The 15104-nt window shown below is 63.1% G+C and carries 15 protein-coding genes; 4 read left to right on the forward strand and 11 right to left on the reverse strand.

Annotated elements, in window-relative coordinates; all coding sequences use genetic code 11:
* Positions 1-164 precede the first annotated feature (164 nt).
* Positions 165-620 (forward strand): copper resistance protein NlpE N-terminal domain-containing protein, encoded by a 456-nt coding sequence (locus AC15MQ_RS06665; protein ID WP_353849914.1) that lies wholly within the window; start codon positions 165-167, stop codon positions 618-620.
* 428 nt (positions 621-1048) lie between these two features.
* Here AC15MQ_RS06665 and zapD read toward each other — a convergent pair whose 3' ends face one another.
* The 6 genes from zapD to bamE all read right to left on the reverse strand — a co-directional run bounded on the left by zapD (position 1049) and on the right by bamE (position 5588).
* Positions 1049-1804, reverse strand: coding sequence for a cell division protein ZapD (gene zapD / locus AC15MQ_RS06670; RefSeq protein WP_287655624.1), 756 nt, complete (start codon positions 1802-1804; stop codon positions 1049-1051).
* Between the two features lie 60 nt (positions 1805-1864).
* Complete coding sequence (gene coaE / locus AC15MQ_RS06675) at positions 1865-2488, reverse strand: dephospho-CoA kinase (protein WP_483079709.1); 624 nt, start codon at positions 2486-2488, stop codon at positions 1865-1867.
* Entirely contained in the window at positions 2485-3183 is a 699-nt protein-coding gene (locus tag AC15MQ_RS06680) for an SPOR domain-containing protein (protein ID WP_350496178.1), read from the reverse strand. The genes coaE and AC15MQ_RS06680 overlap by 4 nt, the downstream gene beginning before the upstream one ends.
* Positions 3180-4544 (reverse strand): TrpB-like pyridoxal phosphate-dependent enzyme, encoded by a 1365-nt coding sequence (locus AC15MQ_RS06685; RefSeq protein WP_483079710.1) that lies wholly within the window; start codon positions 4542-4544, stop codon positions 3180-3182. Before AC15MQ_RS06685 ends, AC15MQ_RS06680 begins: the two co-directional genes overlap by 4 nt.
* A 59-nt stretch (positions 4545-4603) precedes the next feature.
* On the reverse strand, positions 4604-5014 hold the full coding sequence (gene speD, locus AC15MQ_RS06690) for an adenosylmethionine decarboxylase (protein ID WP_483079711.1): 411 nt from the start codon (positions 5012-5014) through the stop codon (positions 4604-4606).
* Between the two features lie 85 nt (positions 5015-5099).
* Positions 5100-5588 (reverse strand): outer membrane protein assembly factor BamE domain-containing protein, encoded by a 489-nt coding sequence (gene bamE, locus AC15MQ_RS06695; RefSeq protein ID WP_483079712.1) that lies wholly within the window; start codon positions 5586-5588, stop codon positions 5100-5102.
* 213 nt (positions 5589-5801) lie between these two features.
* Here bamE and AC15MQ_RS06700 point away from each other — a divergent pair, with 213 nt between their 5' ends.
* Positions 5802-7082, forward strand: coding sequence for an MFS transporter (locus AC15MQ_RS06700; RefSeq protein WP_483079713.1), 1281 nt, complete (start codon positions 5802-5804; stop codon positions 7080-7082).
* Between the two features lie 3 nt (positions 7083-7085).
* On the opposite strand, the gene AC15MQ_RS06705 is transcribed toward AC15MQ_RS06700, so the two are convergent.
* The 4 genes from AC15MQ_RS06705 to AC15MQ_RS06720 all read right to left on the reverse strand — a co-directional run bounded on the left by AC15MQ_RS06705 (position 7086) and on the right by AC15MQ_RS06720 (position 10632).
* Positions 7086-8285, reverse strand: a complete 1200-nt coding sequence (locus AC15MQ_RS06705; RefSeq protein ID WP_483079714.1) for a multidrug effflux MFS transporter — start codon at positions 8283-8285, stop codon at positions 7086-7088.
* Position 8286: 1 nt separating this feature from the next.
* Complete coding sequence (locus tag AC15MQ_RS06710; protein WP_287667154.1) at positions 8287-9786, reverse strand: YifB family Mg chelatase-like AAA ATPase; 1500 nt, start codon at positions 9784-9786, stop codon at positions 8287-8289.
* 150 nt (positions 9787-9936) lie between these two features.
* Entirely contained in the window at positions 9937-10263 is a 327-nt protein-coding gene (locus tag AC15MQ_RS06715; protein ID WP_332337676.1) for a hypothetical protein, read from the reverse strand.
* A gap of 123 nt (positions 10264-10386) precedes the next feature.
* Positions 10387-10632, reverse strand: coding sequence for an accessory factor UbiK family protein (locus tag AC15MQ_RS06720; RefSeq protein WP_287654929.1), 246 nt, complete (start codon positions 10630-10632; stop codon positions 10387-10389).
* Positions 10633-11081: 449 nt separating this feature from the next.
* Between AC15MQ_RS06720 and glnK the strand changes: the two genes are divergently transcribed.
* Positions 11082-11420, forward strand: coding sequence for a P-II family nitrogen regulator (gene glnK, locus AC15MQ_RS06725; RefSeq protein WP_287654931.1), 339 nt, complete (start codon positions 11082-11084; stop codon positions 11418-11420).
* A gap of 10 nt (positions 11421-11430) precedes the next feature.
* Positions 11431-12912: an ammonium transporter gene (locus tag AC15MQ_RS06730; RefSeq protein ID WP_483079715.1), complete on the forward strand. Its 1482-nt coding sequence runs from the start codon at positions 11431-11433 to the stop codon at positions 12910-12912.
* 154 nt (positions 12913-13066) lie between these two features.
* On the opposite strand, the gene AC15MQ_RS06735 is transcribed toward AC15MQ_RS06730, so the two are convergent.
* Positions 13067-15079 (reverse strand): methyl-accepting chemotaxis protein, encoded by a 2013-nt coding sequence (locus AC15MQ_RS06735; RefSeq protein WP_483079716.1) that lies wholly within the window; start codon positions 15077-15079, stop codon positions 13067-13069.
* Positions 15080-15104 lie beyond the last annotated feature (25 nt).

Here is a 15104-nt window from a genome sequence, read left to right on the forward strand (position 1 = left end):
GGAAACAGGGGACGCCTCTCGTGAGCCTGGTCAAAGGTAGAGGCTTGAAGCGAGTGTCTGGCATTTTGCAGTCCTCCTGATCGACGTAGAAAGGAATATTAATACACTCCTGATTCACCCCTGGCAAGCATCCGTTTGCCGCTATCTGCACCGGCGAAGGCCTGATGCTCACCCCGCGCGGTGATGCCCACAAGTACGCCGAGTTGTCCGGCGAAACGGACGCCAGTGTGAGGTGCAGGGCGCTCGCTGCGTCTCGGGCTCGACGGCTGGGAGGCACGGAGATTCGCGGGCGCCTGGCGCAGGGAGGGAGCGGATGCGGCACAGATTGCACGCGTTCCCGACTTGCCGTACTGACGAGCGGTGCGCCGTACCAGGTCGACCTGGTACTTGAGAAAGTGCGGACGGCGCGGCCAGCGATCACTGGCGTGTCGGCAAATCCCACTACCCAACCGGCGACTTCTCTCGGCGTCGAACTGCCTGCCACTTTCTTCGAGGTAGTGCCGTGCGCCGATTGCCCCGGCGTTGCGCAAACGTTGACTTTGCGCACAGATGGTCTGTATCGCTTGCGGCGAACTTACCTGAGCAAGTCTGAGGGGTCTTTTACCGAGCTTGGTCGGTGAACCGCAGAGGCTGGCGGCAAAGTGCTGAGAATGCGCAGCGGTTTGCAGACAACGCTGTTCGCCGTACGGAACGATGTGTCCTTGCGCCTGCTGGATCGCCTGGGCAGCCGATCAGGTCGACCGCCAGCCCTGACCTGCGCCGAAGCACAGCAGTCGAGCCGATTGGCGAGACGGAGAATGCAAACGGGGTGTGTTTTGTCATTGGTGGGCGAGAATTACAAATATTCCATATAGATATACCGGCCTTGTCCAACCGTCAATGCCCAGTCCTCTCGCCCCTGGCTAGTCAGCGTCGCTGTGGCTACTCACGTAGCCACTCAGGAAGGGTGCATTGTCCTGCTACGTTACGACACGTTCAGAAACAAGAAACCCCGAATAATCGGGGCGTTAGCTTGGTTCTTGCTCGTTCTGCAACGTCTGGAACCTGCCTAGAGGTTGCAGAACAGCATGTCAAACTCGACATCGTTGTCACAATGCCGCGGCCGGTGATCGCTGTCGGGTCGTGTGAAGCGGATGTTCAGCGCGTACTTGTTGGCGCTGATTTCAGGGATATAGGGATCGTGCAGCTTGAGCGAGATACGCACCATCTGTGAGCTACTACCGCCAAGCATGAGTTGGAAGGCGCCGCCGGTAGCCACGTGGTGCTCGGGACGGCCACTGGAACGTAACAGGCGCAGCACGATGGCCAGCGCGTCACGCAGCGGCAGCATGGGCTGCAGCCAGGCCAGCAGGGCGTCACGGCGAATGCCGGGGGCCTGATGACGCCAGTAGTGGTATGACGGCAGGTCGAACTCGCAGACGCCGCCGGGAATGCTGGCTCGACTCTTGATGCTCATCAGCCAGTCGTTGTCACGAATATGCTGCCCCATTTTTCCGGTCATGCCCAGCAACGCGGCGGAGGCGTGCTCGATCTCGTACAGGGCGCCGGAGAGGGCTTCTTCGGAAATATCCGGATTGTTGCGAAAAAGCTGCAGGCTCTGGCGCTGGCGTTCGAGTTCCTGAATCAGATCCATTTTCAGGTCGGCGCGCCCTGCGACATCGAGGATTTCGAAAAGCGTCAACAGGACAACATGGTGCTCCTGGGATCCATCCCGCTGCAGGAAACTGCCAGCCTTCTGGAACAAATCCTCCAGACGCAACAGCGTGCGTATGCGTTCATTGAAAGGATATTCGTATGTGATCACACTGCCGCCAGCGCCGGGAACGGGGATTTTCGATAATTCTGAATCATTTGCAGCAAAACCTCAACGCCCAGCATGAGCTTTGGCCATGGCCAGTTCAAGATACTGGCGATGCAGACCGTCGACCTGTGGCTCCAGAGCGCCGAGTTCGCGATCGTTGAGCACCACATCGTCTGCCGCCGCGCGCCTTTCGAGTCGTGACGCCTGCGTGGCCATGATCGCCTCGACCTCTCCGGCGGTGAGTCCGCTACGCGTCATGACGCGAGCAATCTGTACCGCCTCGTCGCAATCGACGACGAGGATCCGGTCGGCGCGGCGGCGGTAGCTGCCCGATTCGACCAGCAAAGGTACCACGAGCAACACGTACGGAGCACTTGTGGCATCTGCGCAACGCGCCTCGCTATGCTCTCGGATCAGTGGATGCAGGATGGCTTCGAGTGTCGCCTTCGCCGTATGATCAGAAAAAACCAGGCTGCGCATCGCGGCGCGGTCCAGGCCACCGTCGGCCCGCAGCACGCGCTCGCCAAAGGCGTTCCTGATCGCGGCCATGGCCGCGCCCTGCGGGGCAGTCAGAGTATGCGCGATGGCATCGGTATCGACCAGGGCGGCGCCGTGTTGAACGAACAGTTCGGCGACCGTACTCTTGCCGCTGCCGATGCCACCGGTAAGCCCCACCACGAAGCTCATGGCGCCGCCTCGGTCTTGACTTTGCAGGCGGTCGGGCTGGCTTTCGGCAGCAGTGCGACAATCGCCTGGCGCAGAGCATCGGCCTGGGTTGCAGGCCCACGGATTTCGAGGGTGTTGAACGGTGGCTTACCCTTGCGCTCGCTCATTTTTGCCGACTTGACGCCCTTGGCGCGCAAGCCTTCCAGCCCTGCCTTGGCCGCTTCCTCGGTGCGGTAGGTGCCCAGCGAGATGGCCAGTTGGTTGGGCCCGCTGGCCTGCACGACGAAGAAATCCTGGATGCCCAGCAGTTGCAATTCAGCGGTCTTTTTGTTGACTTCCTCCTTGTTGGCCAGTGGCGGGACATAGACCCAGTAGCCGCTGTTCTCGGCGATCGTCCGCCGCGTTGCCTTGAACGCCGAGAACTGTTCCGCCAGCAGGCGCTCGACCTGATCCGCGTCGGCGCTGAGCAGATCGCTCCAGAACTGGCAGGCGACGGCGCCCTTCCCGTCGGCGGCTTTTTCGTCTTCGTCTTTCCTGTTCGTCGCCTGCGGTGGTTTCGCCCGCCCGACGACCTTCACCTGCTCGGGAAGCAACTGCTGCTCGGCACGCCGCGCGTCGGGATTGGCCGGCGCGCCGAGGTAGCCGCGCGTCCACACCAGCACCAGCAGGTTGGCCAGCAACAGCAGGAACACGGCGATACGCATGTTGGCAATCATCCCACCTTCGGCAGATGTTCCAGCGACGTTCTGATGGCTTCAGCCGGGTACTCGAAATCCTCGAGTTCACCGGCAAAATAGCGGTCGTAGGCAGCCATGTCGAAGTGTCCGTGCCCCGTGAGATTGAAGAAGATCGTCCGTGCCTCGCCAGTTGCCTTGCAGCGCAGCGCTTCGTCGATGGCCGCGCGGATCGCGTGGTTGGACTCCGGTGCGGGAATCACGCCCTCGGCGCGGGCGAACATCACGCCGGCTTCGAAGGTCGCCAGTTGCGCCACGGCAACAGCCTCGATCAGGCCTTCATGGTAGAGCTGCGAAACCAGTGGCGAATCGCCATGATAACGCAGGCCACCGGCATGGATGCCCGGTGGCATGAAGTCGTGGCCGAGGGTGTACATCTTCATCAGTGGCGTGAAGCCCGAGGCGTCGCCGAAGTCGTAGGCATAGATGCCCTTGGTCAGGGTCGGGCAGGAACTCGGCTCGACGGCCACCAGCCGAGTCGGTCGGCCATGGCGCCCGCCAGCCGCGTTGTCGGCGAGAAACGGGAAGGCCACACCGGCAAACGACGAGCCGCCACCGCAGGGTGCGAAAATGACATCCGGCCAGTCGCCGGCCTTTTCGAACTGCTTTTTCGCTTCCTGTCCAATGATGGTCTGGTGCAGCGCCACATGATTGAGCACCGAGCCCAGGGCGTAACTGGTGTCTGCCCGTGACGCCGCCTCCTCGACGGCCTCGGAGATGGCGATGCCGAGCGAGCCCTGATTCCCGGGATCACGTTCCAGGATTGCACGCCCGGTCCGGGTCATGGCCGACGGACTGGCAAACACCTCGGCGCCCCAAGTCTGCATCATCGAGCGGCGGAAAGGCTTCTGATCGTAGCTGATCTTGACCATGTAGACGCGCACCTCGAGGCCGAACATCTGGCCGGCGAAGGCCATCGAACACCCCCATTGCCCGGCGCCGGTTTCGGTGGTGATGCGCTTGATGCCAGCCTGCTGGTTGTAGAAAGCCTGTGGTACGGCGGTATTGGGCTTGTGCGAACCGGCCGGGGAAACGCCTTCGTACTTGTAGTAGATCCTGGCCGGCGTGCCGAGCGCTTCCTCCAGCCTGCGGGCACGAATCAAGGGTGAGGGGCGCCACAGCCGGTAGACCTGGCGTACCGCATCGGGGATCGGAATCCAGCGTTCGGCCGACATTTCCTGCTCGAGGATCGCCATCGGAAAGATCATCCCCATCTGCTCCGGGGACACCGGTTTGCCATCCGGCCCGAGCGGTGGCAGTGGCGGATTGGGCATGTCGGCGACGACGTTGTACCAGTGCGTGGGGATCTCGGACTGTTCGAGCGTGATGCGGAGCGATTCCACGAAGCCTCCCTGTGTTTCTTGTTGGACAGAAGCGGGAAGTATACCCCTTGATCCTGCGCCTAATCACTTTCGCCGGTGGGGTCGATCGGCCCGGCCAGTTCCGGCAATCCGCGTACCAGTTCGCGTCGCAGCACGCGCGTGGGCGCAAAGGCACTGATCAAACGCCGGCAGGCGTTGCGGGCTGCGCTGCTGTTGTCCTGTCTGAAGTTGCAGACGTAGAGGTCGAGGGATACGGATTTCGTTTCCGGCCAGGTATGCACGGCCAGATGCGACTCGGCCAGCACCACCGCTCCCGTCGCACCAGCGGGTTCCAGCGCGTTGCCGAACTGATGAAAGACCAGACCGACAGGCGTCAAGCCGTCGGCGGAACAGGTTGCCAGACAGAGCCCCCGCAGCGCTGCGGCATCGGCCAGCAGTTGCGGGTCGCAGCGGCAGTCATAGAGCTCGTCGATCAGATGCAGGCCATGCATGATAAATCCCCTGTGCCCGGGCAGCCGGTAAATGAGTATTCCGGTTCGGGGCGGGTGCGCGTACGTCATGAAACAAGGGCCAGCCTCAGCCCCTGGCAACGAAGTGGGTGCTCGTTCTGGTCACCACCCCGGCGGGGTCGAAGTGTACGTTGAAGAACCAGGTCATGCCCGGTTCCACCCTGGTCTTCCAGTCCCACACCGTCTCCTGTTGCAGGGAGAAGCGTTGCTGGTGCGCTGGCCGGCCGAGTAGTCGATAGACTTCGTCCTGGCTCATGCCCGCCTTGACGCGGGCAAAATTGTCTTCGGTCAGCACCTGCCGCACTTCGCGCAGGACTTCATCGGGGCCGATGACCAGCATGTAGTTGACGATACCCTCGGGGGTGCGCGGATACTCCCAGATACGCGTACCATCAGCGTCTTTCCACTCGAAGTTTGGCTGGCCCATGATCTTCCGTACTTCTTCGCCAGTACTGACACCCGGCTTGAGCTGGTTGAGGCGATCAACGTCGCAGGCTGGCAGCAGCGCGGCGATTGAAGCAGCCAGAAACAGGCGTGCGAAGCGTTTTCTGAACATGTCTTGCGTGCTCCATGGGGACAGTGGCAATCGTTGCCTGCAAGCCACGAGTATAGACCAGAGCGGATGCGCAGCCTGGCGTATCCGGAACCCACCGCGTTGTGATCCCCGCCCCGCGTCCGTGCTGATCAACTGGCATCGATGCGCGTGCCGTACCGGGCGCCATTGCCGCCGTGGCGGGGGTGCAGAACAGTCGCGGCGAAAGCCGGGCCGGTGAACGAGCGCAGCTATCCACCGGCCGCGGTGGCCTGGAGCATCTGGGGACTGGGGGCACTGCTCTATCTGATTGGTTTCTACCAGCGTATCGCACCGGCGGTGATGACCGACCGGCTGATGGAAGAATTCGCCATCGGCGCCACCGGCCTCGGGAATCTCTCGGCTTTCTATTTCTACTCGTATGTGTTGATGCAGATCCCGACCGGGATTCTGGCGGATCGCTGGGGGCCACGCCGCCTGCTCACCGCGGGTGCCGCCGTGGCTGCCGCTGGCAGCGTGCTTTTTGCCTGCGCCGGCGACCTGTGGTGGGCCAGCGCCGGGCGCCTGTTGATCGGCGCTTCGGTGGCCGTGGCCTTCGTTTCGATGCTGAAACTGGCGACCCGGTGGTTCGCGCCACGCCAGTTTGCCCTCGCCTCGGGCCTGGCCCTGCTCTTCGGCGTGGTCGGCGGAGTGATTGCCGGAGTACCCCTGCGCCTGCTGATCGAAGCCTGGGGCTGGCGTCCGGTGATGGGGGTCTCGGCTGCAGTTACCGCCATGCTGGCGGTGGCCATCTGGCTGCGCGTTCGCGACGATCCCGCTGAGCGCGGCTATCGCAGCCATGCGACGACGAACCATCCGGGGGGAGCGCATGCTTCGATCCTGCGCGGCATGGCCGAGGTGCTCTCATTCCGGAACACCTGGATCCTGTTGATCACCCCGATCGGCATTGCCGGCGCGGTGCTCACCTTCGCCGGCCTGTGGGGGGTACCCTACCTGCAGCAGGTGCATGGCCTGGAGACCAAGACCGCGGCGGCCATCACTTCGCTGCTGCTCATCGCCTGGGCCGTTGGCGGGCCGGTCCTCGGTTCCCTGTCCGAACGCCTGGGCCGCCGCCGGCCGCTGTACGTCGCCACCACCGCTGCGGCGTTGGCCGGCTGGGCGCTGATCATCTTCCTGCCATTGCCCGTGTGGCTGTTGATCGCCACCCTGTTGTTTACCGGTTTTGTCTCGGGAAACCTGATCATCGGTTTTGCCTTTGCCAAGGAGTCGGTGCCGGCGCGGCTGATGGGCACGGCCTCGGGGATCTGCAACATGGGTCCACTGTTGGGCGGCATGCTGCTGCAACCGGGCGTGGGCTGGGTGCTCGACCGTTACTGGCTGGGTGCCACGGCAGGCGGCGCCCGCCTTTACAATGCCGCGGCCTATCAGGCCGGCTTCAGCCTGCTGGTGGCGTGCATCTTCGTGTCCTTGTGCCTGATCCCGTTTGCCCGCGAGACCCATGCCCGGCAGATGCGGTGACCCTCAGGCCGCGCTGCGTCGGCGCTGGATCAAGGTGGCGCCGGCGCCCAGCAGTAACAGACCGCCCATGCCCAGCGCCAGCCTGGTCAGCGAGCCCCAGAGCGCCGGGGCAATCACCGCCGCAGCAAAGGCGTTGCCGCCGGATTGCAGGAAAGTCTGGCAGGACGCGGCCAGGCCACGTTGTTCGGGGAACAGGTCAAGCGCCTGCAGGGTCAGGGTCGGCATGGCCAGCGACATGCCGAGGGTGAATCCGAAGAGCGGCAGCACGCTCCACGGCAGCGCCGGCGGCAGCGCCAGGTTGAGGCCGATGTTGAGTACCGCCGCCGTGCCCATCAGCAGGTAGCCGGCGGCAATCGTGCGCGCCGCCGACCACTTGCCGGCGAGCCTGCCGGACAGCCACGCCCCGATCATCAGACCGCTCATGGCCGGGCCGAACAGCCACAGGAATCCCGTGGCCGAAACGCCCAGATGACGCATCAGGAAGACTGGTGCCGACAGCACATAGATGAAGAAGGCCGCGAAGTTCAGCGCCAGCGCGCCGCAAGTCAACAGGAACGCGGATGAAGTCAGCACTTTCCAGTAGGCTCGCGCCAGATAACGGGCGTGCAGGGAGTGGCGCTGGTCGCGTGGCAAGGTTTCCGGAAGCAGGTACCAGCACGCCAGCCAGAGCGCGAAACCGAGCAGTACCAGAAAGGCAAACACCGAGCGCCAGCCGAACCAGGACTGCAGCCAGCCGCCGAGCACCGGCGCGATCGCCGGCGCGAGGGCGAAAACCATGGTGATGTGTGCGATCAGTCGCTGTGCCGGCGCCCCATCGTAGAGATCGCGGACGATCGCCCGGGCGACGACCATGCCGGCGCCGGCGGTAATGCCCTGCAGTGCGCGCATCAGCCACAGGTGTTCGATCCGGGTCGCAAACATGCAGCCGGCCGAGGCAAGGGCAAAGAGGGCCACCGATACCAGAATCACCCGACGGCGACCGAGCGCATCCGAGAGCGCACCATGCCACAGTGTCATCAGCGCGTAGGGCAGCAGGTAGGCGGTCAGGGTCTGCTGGACTTCGAGCGGTGTGGCGAGCAGGGAAGTACCGATGTCGTTGAATGATGGCAGGTAGGTGTCGATCGAGAAGGGACCGAGTGAGGCCAGAGCGCCCAGGACCACGGTAATGCCGCGCGCCGCCGGTGGAATGGTCCTGTTCGGCAAATCAGTCCTTCGCGAAACGGCGGAACTGCACGGCTTCCGCCACATGCGCGGCCGCGATGGATTCGCCCCCTCCCAGATCGGCGATCGTCCGCGCCACCTTGAGCAGGCGGTGGAAAGCGCGCGCGGAGAGTTCGAAGCGACTGATGGCGTGCTTGAGCAGCGCTGCCGCGTCCGCCTGCGGCTGGCAGTACTGGTCGATCTCCTTGCCGGTCAGGCGCGCATTGGGTTTTCCCTGTCGCTGCATCTGCCTTTCCCGCGCCTGCGTGACACGTGCCCGAACGGTAGCCGACGCTTCGCCGTCAGGTGGCTGTTGCAGGACCTCCGCCGGCACCGCGGGCACTTCGATCTGCAGGTCGATGCGGTCGAGCAGCGGCCCCGAGATCCGGCTGCGATAACGCAGCACCTGGTCCGGTGTACATCGGCAGCGGCCGCGCGAATCGCCGTGATAACCGCAGGGACAGGGGTTCATCGCCGCGACGAGCTGGAACTGGGCGGGAAACTCCGCTTGCCTTGCCGCACGTGAGATGTGGATACGCCCCGAATCCAGCGGTTCGCGCAGAGCTTCGAGTACCCGCCGATCGAACTCGGGAATTTCGTCGAGAAACAGGACGCCCTGATGCGCCAGAGAGATCTCGCCGGGACGGGGTATGCTGCCGCCACCGACCAGCGCCGCCGATGACGCCGTATGGTGCGGTGCACGGTAGGGATGGCGGCGAAAGACCTCGGGGCGAAACTGCCCGGCCAGCGACAACACGGCCGCCGATTCGAGCGCGGCGGTCAGCGTCATTGGCGGCAGCAGGCCTGGCAGGCGGCTGGCGAGCATCGACTTGCCGGTACCCGGAGGGCCGGCGAGGAGGAGCGAGTGCGCGCCGGCGGCAGCGATTTCCAGCCCCCGCTTGGCCTGTACCTGTCCGCGTACCTCGCCGAGGTCAGGGTAATCGCTGCCGTCATCGGCTGTCGCATCGGTGGCCTGGCATTCGTCCAGCGCTCCTTGCCCGGTCAGGTGTGCGCAGACGTCGAGCAGCGTGCGCGCCGTCAGCACCCGCACCTTGCTGGCCAAAGCCGCTTCGCGGGCACTGCTGGTCGGGAGAACGAAGCTGCGTCCCACGCCACCGGCGGCGAGGACCATGGCCAACGCGCCGCGGATCGGCCGCAATTCACCGGAGAGCGACAGTTCACCGGCAAATTCATGGTTGGCCAGCGCCGCACTCGGAATTTGACCGGAGGCGGCGAGAATGCCGAGCGCGATCGGCAGATCGAAGCGCCCCGATTCCTTGGGCAACTCGGCTGGCGCGAGGTTGACGGTAATGCGCTTGCCGGGAAAATCGAAGCCCGAGTTCTGCAGTGCCGCACGTACCCGATCGCGTGCCTCCTTGACTTCCGTATCGGGCAGCCCGACCAGGGTGAGGCTCGGCAGGCCGCCCGCGAGATGCACCTCGACCGCGACCTCCGGAGCAGAGAGTCCGTCGAGACCACGGCTGTGGACGATGGCGAGCGGCATGACGCTGACTCTGGGAAAACCGCAGTCTAAACAATTCGGAGAAAAAAAGGAGGGGGTGGGGTGGCAAACCTTCCGTGGTGGAATGAGCGTCGAAGCGGACTCACCGACGGGCTTTCTCCACCTGAAGTCATCCCATGTTTCCCGTTGCTTTCAACCGAAGATCGTGATTCTCAAACGCTCCAGAAAACCGAGGCTGCTCCACCAGAGGACACCATTTTCCCGGAAGCGGTAGCCGGAATCGGTCAGTGTGAGCCTCCTGACAGCAAACTCGGTGGCGCCGCTATCCGCGATGAAGCCAGCGTCCATCAGGTATTTGGCGATTCCAGGCGGCACCTCCTGACCATCCAGTACCCAACGGGTGCCAAAGCCATCGCCGTCACCCAGCAGCATCAGCATCGGCCGCTGCCTCCCCATCAGGCGCATTACTTCCAGCGTCTGCGCACGGCTGGGGATCGGGGGCGAGGTTGAGGCGTCCATGGAACGTCCATTATGGCCCTTTCCGGGGCCTCGCAGGGCAGCGGCCGTAATCCCGAATCACTTCGGACGCCGTCCGGAATGCGGCGAGCAAGGTCTCCCCGAGTCCGAGGCGCGCGGGACGGCTCAGTCCGACTGATCCGGGCCGTTCTCCAGCCGGTCGAGCCGCGCTTCGAGTGCTTTCAGTTTTTCCCGGGTGCGCTGCAGGACTTGTGTCTGGATGTCAAATTCTTCACGACTGACCAGATCGAGCTTGGCGAAGACGCTGGAGAGCAGGGCGCGCGCGTTCTTTTCGATGTCGGCAGCCGGACTGGCGGCGATGACGGCGCTCAGGCGGGCGCCGATTTCTTCAAGGATCTTCGGGTTGAGCATGGTGTTTGCCGGCTGGCGCAGGTGGTTGAGGACGCTTAGAGTTTAGCACAGGCAAACCCTTCGACAGGTGGCGCACCAGAACGGTGCGCCGTAACCGGTACTTGCGCTATCGCAGTGCAGTAGCCACCGCCGCGCTCCAGCAGAGGAAACGCAGCGCACTGATTTATCGTGCGAAGTGTTCTGGCACACAAAATGCTTTGTTGTGTTCAGCATTCCTTTCTTTCGTTTCCAAGGGCTCAACCATGAAAAATCTCGCTTGCTCTGGTACTTCCAGCTACCCGCTCTGCTGCTTCACCAACTCGATCTCCGACAGCGGTGGGGTGATCACTACCGGCTCGCATACCAAGGACTCGGGTCGCGGAATCGCCGTCGTTTCAGTCAGCCGGAGCTTTTAGGCACACATTGGTTAAACCGGGGAGGCGCCGCCTTCCCATGACATGGAGAGCAACATGAAACTGGTAACCGCCATCATCAAGCCCTTCAAGCTTGACGAAGTACGAGAAGCGCTGTCGGCGATCGGCGTACAGGGGATCACCGTCACCGAGGTCAAGGGCTTCGGGCGCCAGAAGGGCCACACCGAGTTGTATCGCGGCGCCGAATACGTCGTCGACTTCCTGCCCAAGGTCAAGGTCGAGGCTGCGATCAGCGACAGTCTCCTCGATCAGGTGATCGAGGCCATCGAAAAATCTGCCAGTACCGGAAAGATCGGCGACGGCAAGATCTTTATCTCGGCAATTGAACAAGTCATCCGCATTCGCACCGGCGAAACCGGTGAGGAAGCCCTGTAAGGAGCAAATCATGAGACGCATATTCGCCATCCTCGCCCTGCTCGGCGCCGTAAGCATCGGCGCTCCGGCCTGGGCCGAAGAAAAACCTGCAGCAGCGCCTGCAACCACAACGGCGGTGGCCGCACCAGCCGCCACCGATGCCGCTAGTGCTGCACCGGCCACAGCCGCCGCGGCGCCGGCACCGGTTGCCAACAAGGGAGACAACGCCTGGGTGATGACCAGTGCCGCCCTGGTCATCCTGATGTCGATCCCCGGACTGGCACTGTTCTACGGAGGGCTGGTCCGCACCAAGAACATGCTCTCGGTGCTGATGCAGGTGTTCGTGACCTTCTCGCTGATCAGCGTGCTGTGGGTGGTCTACGGCTACTCGGTGGCCTTTACCGAAGGCGGGGGCTTCTTCGGCGTGCTCGACAAGATATTCCTCAAGGGCATCACGGTGGACTCGGTTGCGGCCACCTTCAGCAAGGGCGTGGTCATCTCCGAACTGGCCTACGTCGTGTTCCAGGGTGCCTTCGCGGCGATTACCTGTGGCCTGATCGTCGGCGCCTTTGCCGAGCGTGCGAAGTTTGCCGCGATTCTCGTCTTCATGGTGATCTGGTTTACCCTTTCGTACCTGCCGATGGCGCACATGGTCTGGTACTGGGCCGGTCCTGATGCCTATGTCGACGCTGCGGCTGGCGAAGCGGCAGGCAAGACGGCCGGCTTCCTGTTCCAGAAGGGCGCTCTCGACTTTGCCGGCGGAACCGTGGTGCACATCAACGCGGCCATGGCCGGTCTGGTTGGGGCGCTGCTGATCGGCAAGCGGATTGGTTATGGCCGCGAATCGATGGCCCCGCACAGCCTGACCTTCACGATGATCGGTGCTTCGCTGCTGTGGTTCGGCTGGTTCGGTTTCAACGCCGGCTCGGCCCTCGAAGCGAGCGGTGGTGCTGCACTGGCGATGGTCAATACCTGGGTGGCAACGGCCTGCGCGGCGATGTCCTGGATGCTGGCTGAATGGGCGCTAAAGGGCAAGCCCTCGATGCTCGGTGCAGCTTCCGGAGCGGTCGCCGGCCTGGTGGCCATCACCCCGGCCGCCGGTTTTGTCGGAGTGGTCGGCGCCATCGCCATCGGCCTGCTGGCCGGTGTGGTCTGCCTCTGGGGCGTCAATGGTCTGAAGCGGATGCTCGGCGCAGACGACTCACTCGACGTCTTTGGTGTGCATGGCGTCGGCGGGATTCTCGGTGCGATTCTCACCGGTGTCTTCGCTGATCCGGCACTCGGCGGCACCGGCGTCTATGACTATGTGCTCAACAAGGTCGGCGACTACGACATGACCGCACAGGTGATCAGCCAGCTTTGGGGCGTCGGTACGGTAATCGTCTGGTCAGGCGTCGTTTCCCTGGTCGCATTCAAGCTGGTCGATATGGTCATCGGACTGCGCGTGCCGGAAGAAGAAGAGCGCGAAGGTCTGGACATCACCTCGCACGGCGAATCGGCCTACCACTACTGATTCAGCCTGTCCTCTCAGTCTCTCCCCTTAGGGCGCCCGCGTGGCGCCCTCTTTTTTTGCCTGGGGATACGTGGCCACCGCTTCTCCCTGCCTGCAGCAAGTCGGTTTTCTTCCAGGTGAACGGCTTCAAGATCACGCCGGTCGAGCGCAAGCCTTATCGGTGGAACAAGGGGTTCTTGCCAAAATACTCAAAGCAGCGCGCCAAGCCGGCCCGTTGTGGTTCGTCGAGTTCGAAGAACTCGACACCGCAAACACAATCTTCGCCGCTACCCCCCTCGCTCCAAGCTACACGCCCGCTGACCTTGAGCGGGGCCTGCTGCTCGTATAGCGACATCTCCTCAGCGGGCAGGTAGATCAACACGGTCAGCGCCTGATCGGAAGCGATGGACCGTCGCAGGCGCAGGCGCGCGCCGACCAGCGAAACGTCGCTGGTAACGCCCTCAAACCTCTCACCCCGCTGCTCGACAAGCACACGCAGGTTGCTTTGCAACCGTGGCGCACGACGCTGCTCGTTCTGCGCCTTGTCGATGACCGTGCTATGGGTAAATGAGAACCTGGCCATGATGGCGTTGAGACGCGCAGCAACCGAACGCAGGTCGTCACTGATCGCGGCGGTGACCTCGACCTTGCTGCTCGACTCGCGCAATGTCTGGAACAGCGTATCGAGCGTCTGCTGCAACAGCCTGAACTGATCGAGCTGTTGTGTGCTGGCCGTGGAAATGTTCTGATTGGCTCGCACGGTCTCTGCGACATTGTTCGAAATGCGCTCCATGGTCTCGGCCATGCGCCGCGATTCCTCGCGCGTCGAGCCGACCGAGGCGACCAGGGCATCTATGGTCGATACGACCTGCCCCACCTGCCCCGACAAATGCCCGATGATGATCCCGACCCGCTCGGCAGACCTGGCGGAACGCTCGGCGAGCTTGCGAACCTCGTCCGCCACGACAGCAAAGCCCCGCCCCTGTTCGCCGGCACGGGCCGCCTCGATGGCCGCGTTCAGCGCCAGCAGGTTGGTTTGTCCGGCAATTTCCTTGATCGTGTTGGCGATCTCATCGATCTCTCGTGCCGACCGCTGCAGGTCCCGAATTTCGTTCGATACCTGCTCGACTCTGGCCGAAGTCGCATTCATCGCCTCGATGTTGCTCCCGACGTTGGCGATCCCCGCGCGCGCCATGTCCTCCACATGGTTCGAGCGCTCGACCGCGGCGACAGCCTGCGCGAGCGCTTGCCGCGAGATTTCGTCCAACTGCGACATCGCTCCGTCCACCTCGCCGGAACGGCTTTGCTGTTGCTGGCTGACCTTCGAGATCTCGTTCGAAATCGACGAAATCTGGTAGGACGACTGACCCATGCTCAACCCGCAGTTCTCGACTTCCTGCAGCACGACATTCAGGCCCTCCTGCATGACCTTCAACGTCTTGAGCAGGTCGCCGACTTCGTCGCTCGAAACGACCTCGATATCGTTGTCGAGCTTGCCGGCAGCCACGGCATGCGCGACATCCACCCCGTGCGCGAGCGGCCGCGTGACCACCTTGCGGATGAATACGAATATCACCAACAGCATCGGCAGTGTCAGCAACACCGCGGCCACGATGGTCTGCATGCGCTGGCGCGCCACCGCATCCCTGGTCGATTTCAGCGAAACCTTCATGCTTACCGCACCCAGGACGGTGCCCAGCGGCACGGCATGGCATGTCATGCAGTTCTTGCCCAGATAGTTCTCGTGCGCCAGCGCGGGCCGAATGACCCTGAGGGCCTCCTCGCCATTCGCGGTGCTTTCGACCGCGGAATACTCCTTACCCGTTGCAAGAACCTCGCCTTCCAGAGCATCGTGTTCGCTTTCCTGCCCAATCCCGGGGCCAAACTGCCTGGTCACCGCCTCGCCGCGCAGGACCCTGACCTCGCGAATGCTTGGCAACTGCTTGATCTGGTCAATGAACACCTCGCGTTGTGGAATCGTGCCGGTGACCATCATTCCGGTCAGCCCGGCGAGCACCATGTCGTGGGCACTCCGCGCGAAATCCTGCGCCTGTTCGATTGCTGCCTCTTCACTGACGTGCGCCGACCACAGGATCATCACGGCCCAGGACGCGATAGTCATGACGCTGATCGAGACGATCAGGCGCACCCAGATCTTCTGGTTGGAGAATTTCGAAAAAATGTTCATGAATGAGGTTGCCTTATGATCCGTT

This window comes from Candidatus Accumulibacter propinquus, from assembly GCF_056856495.1.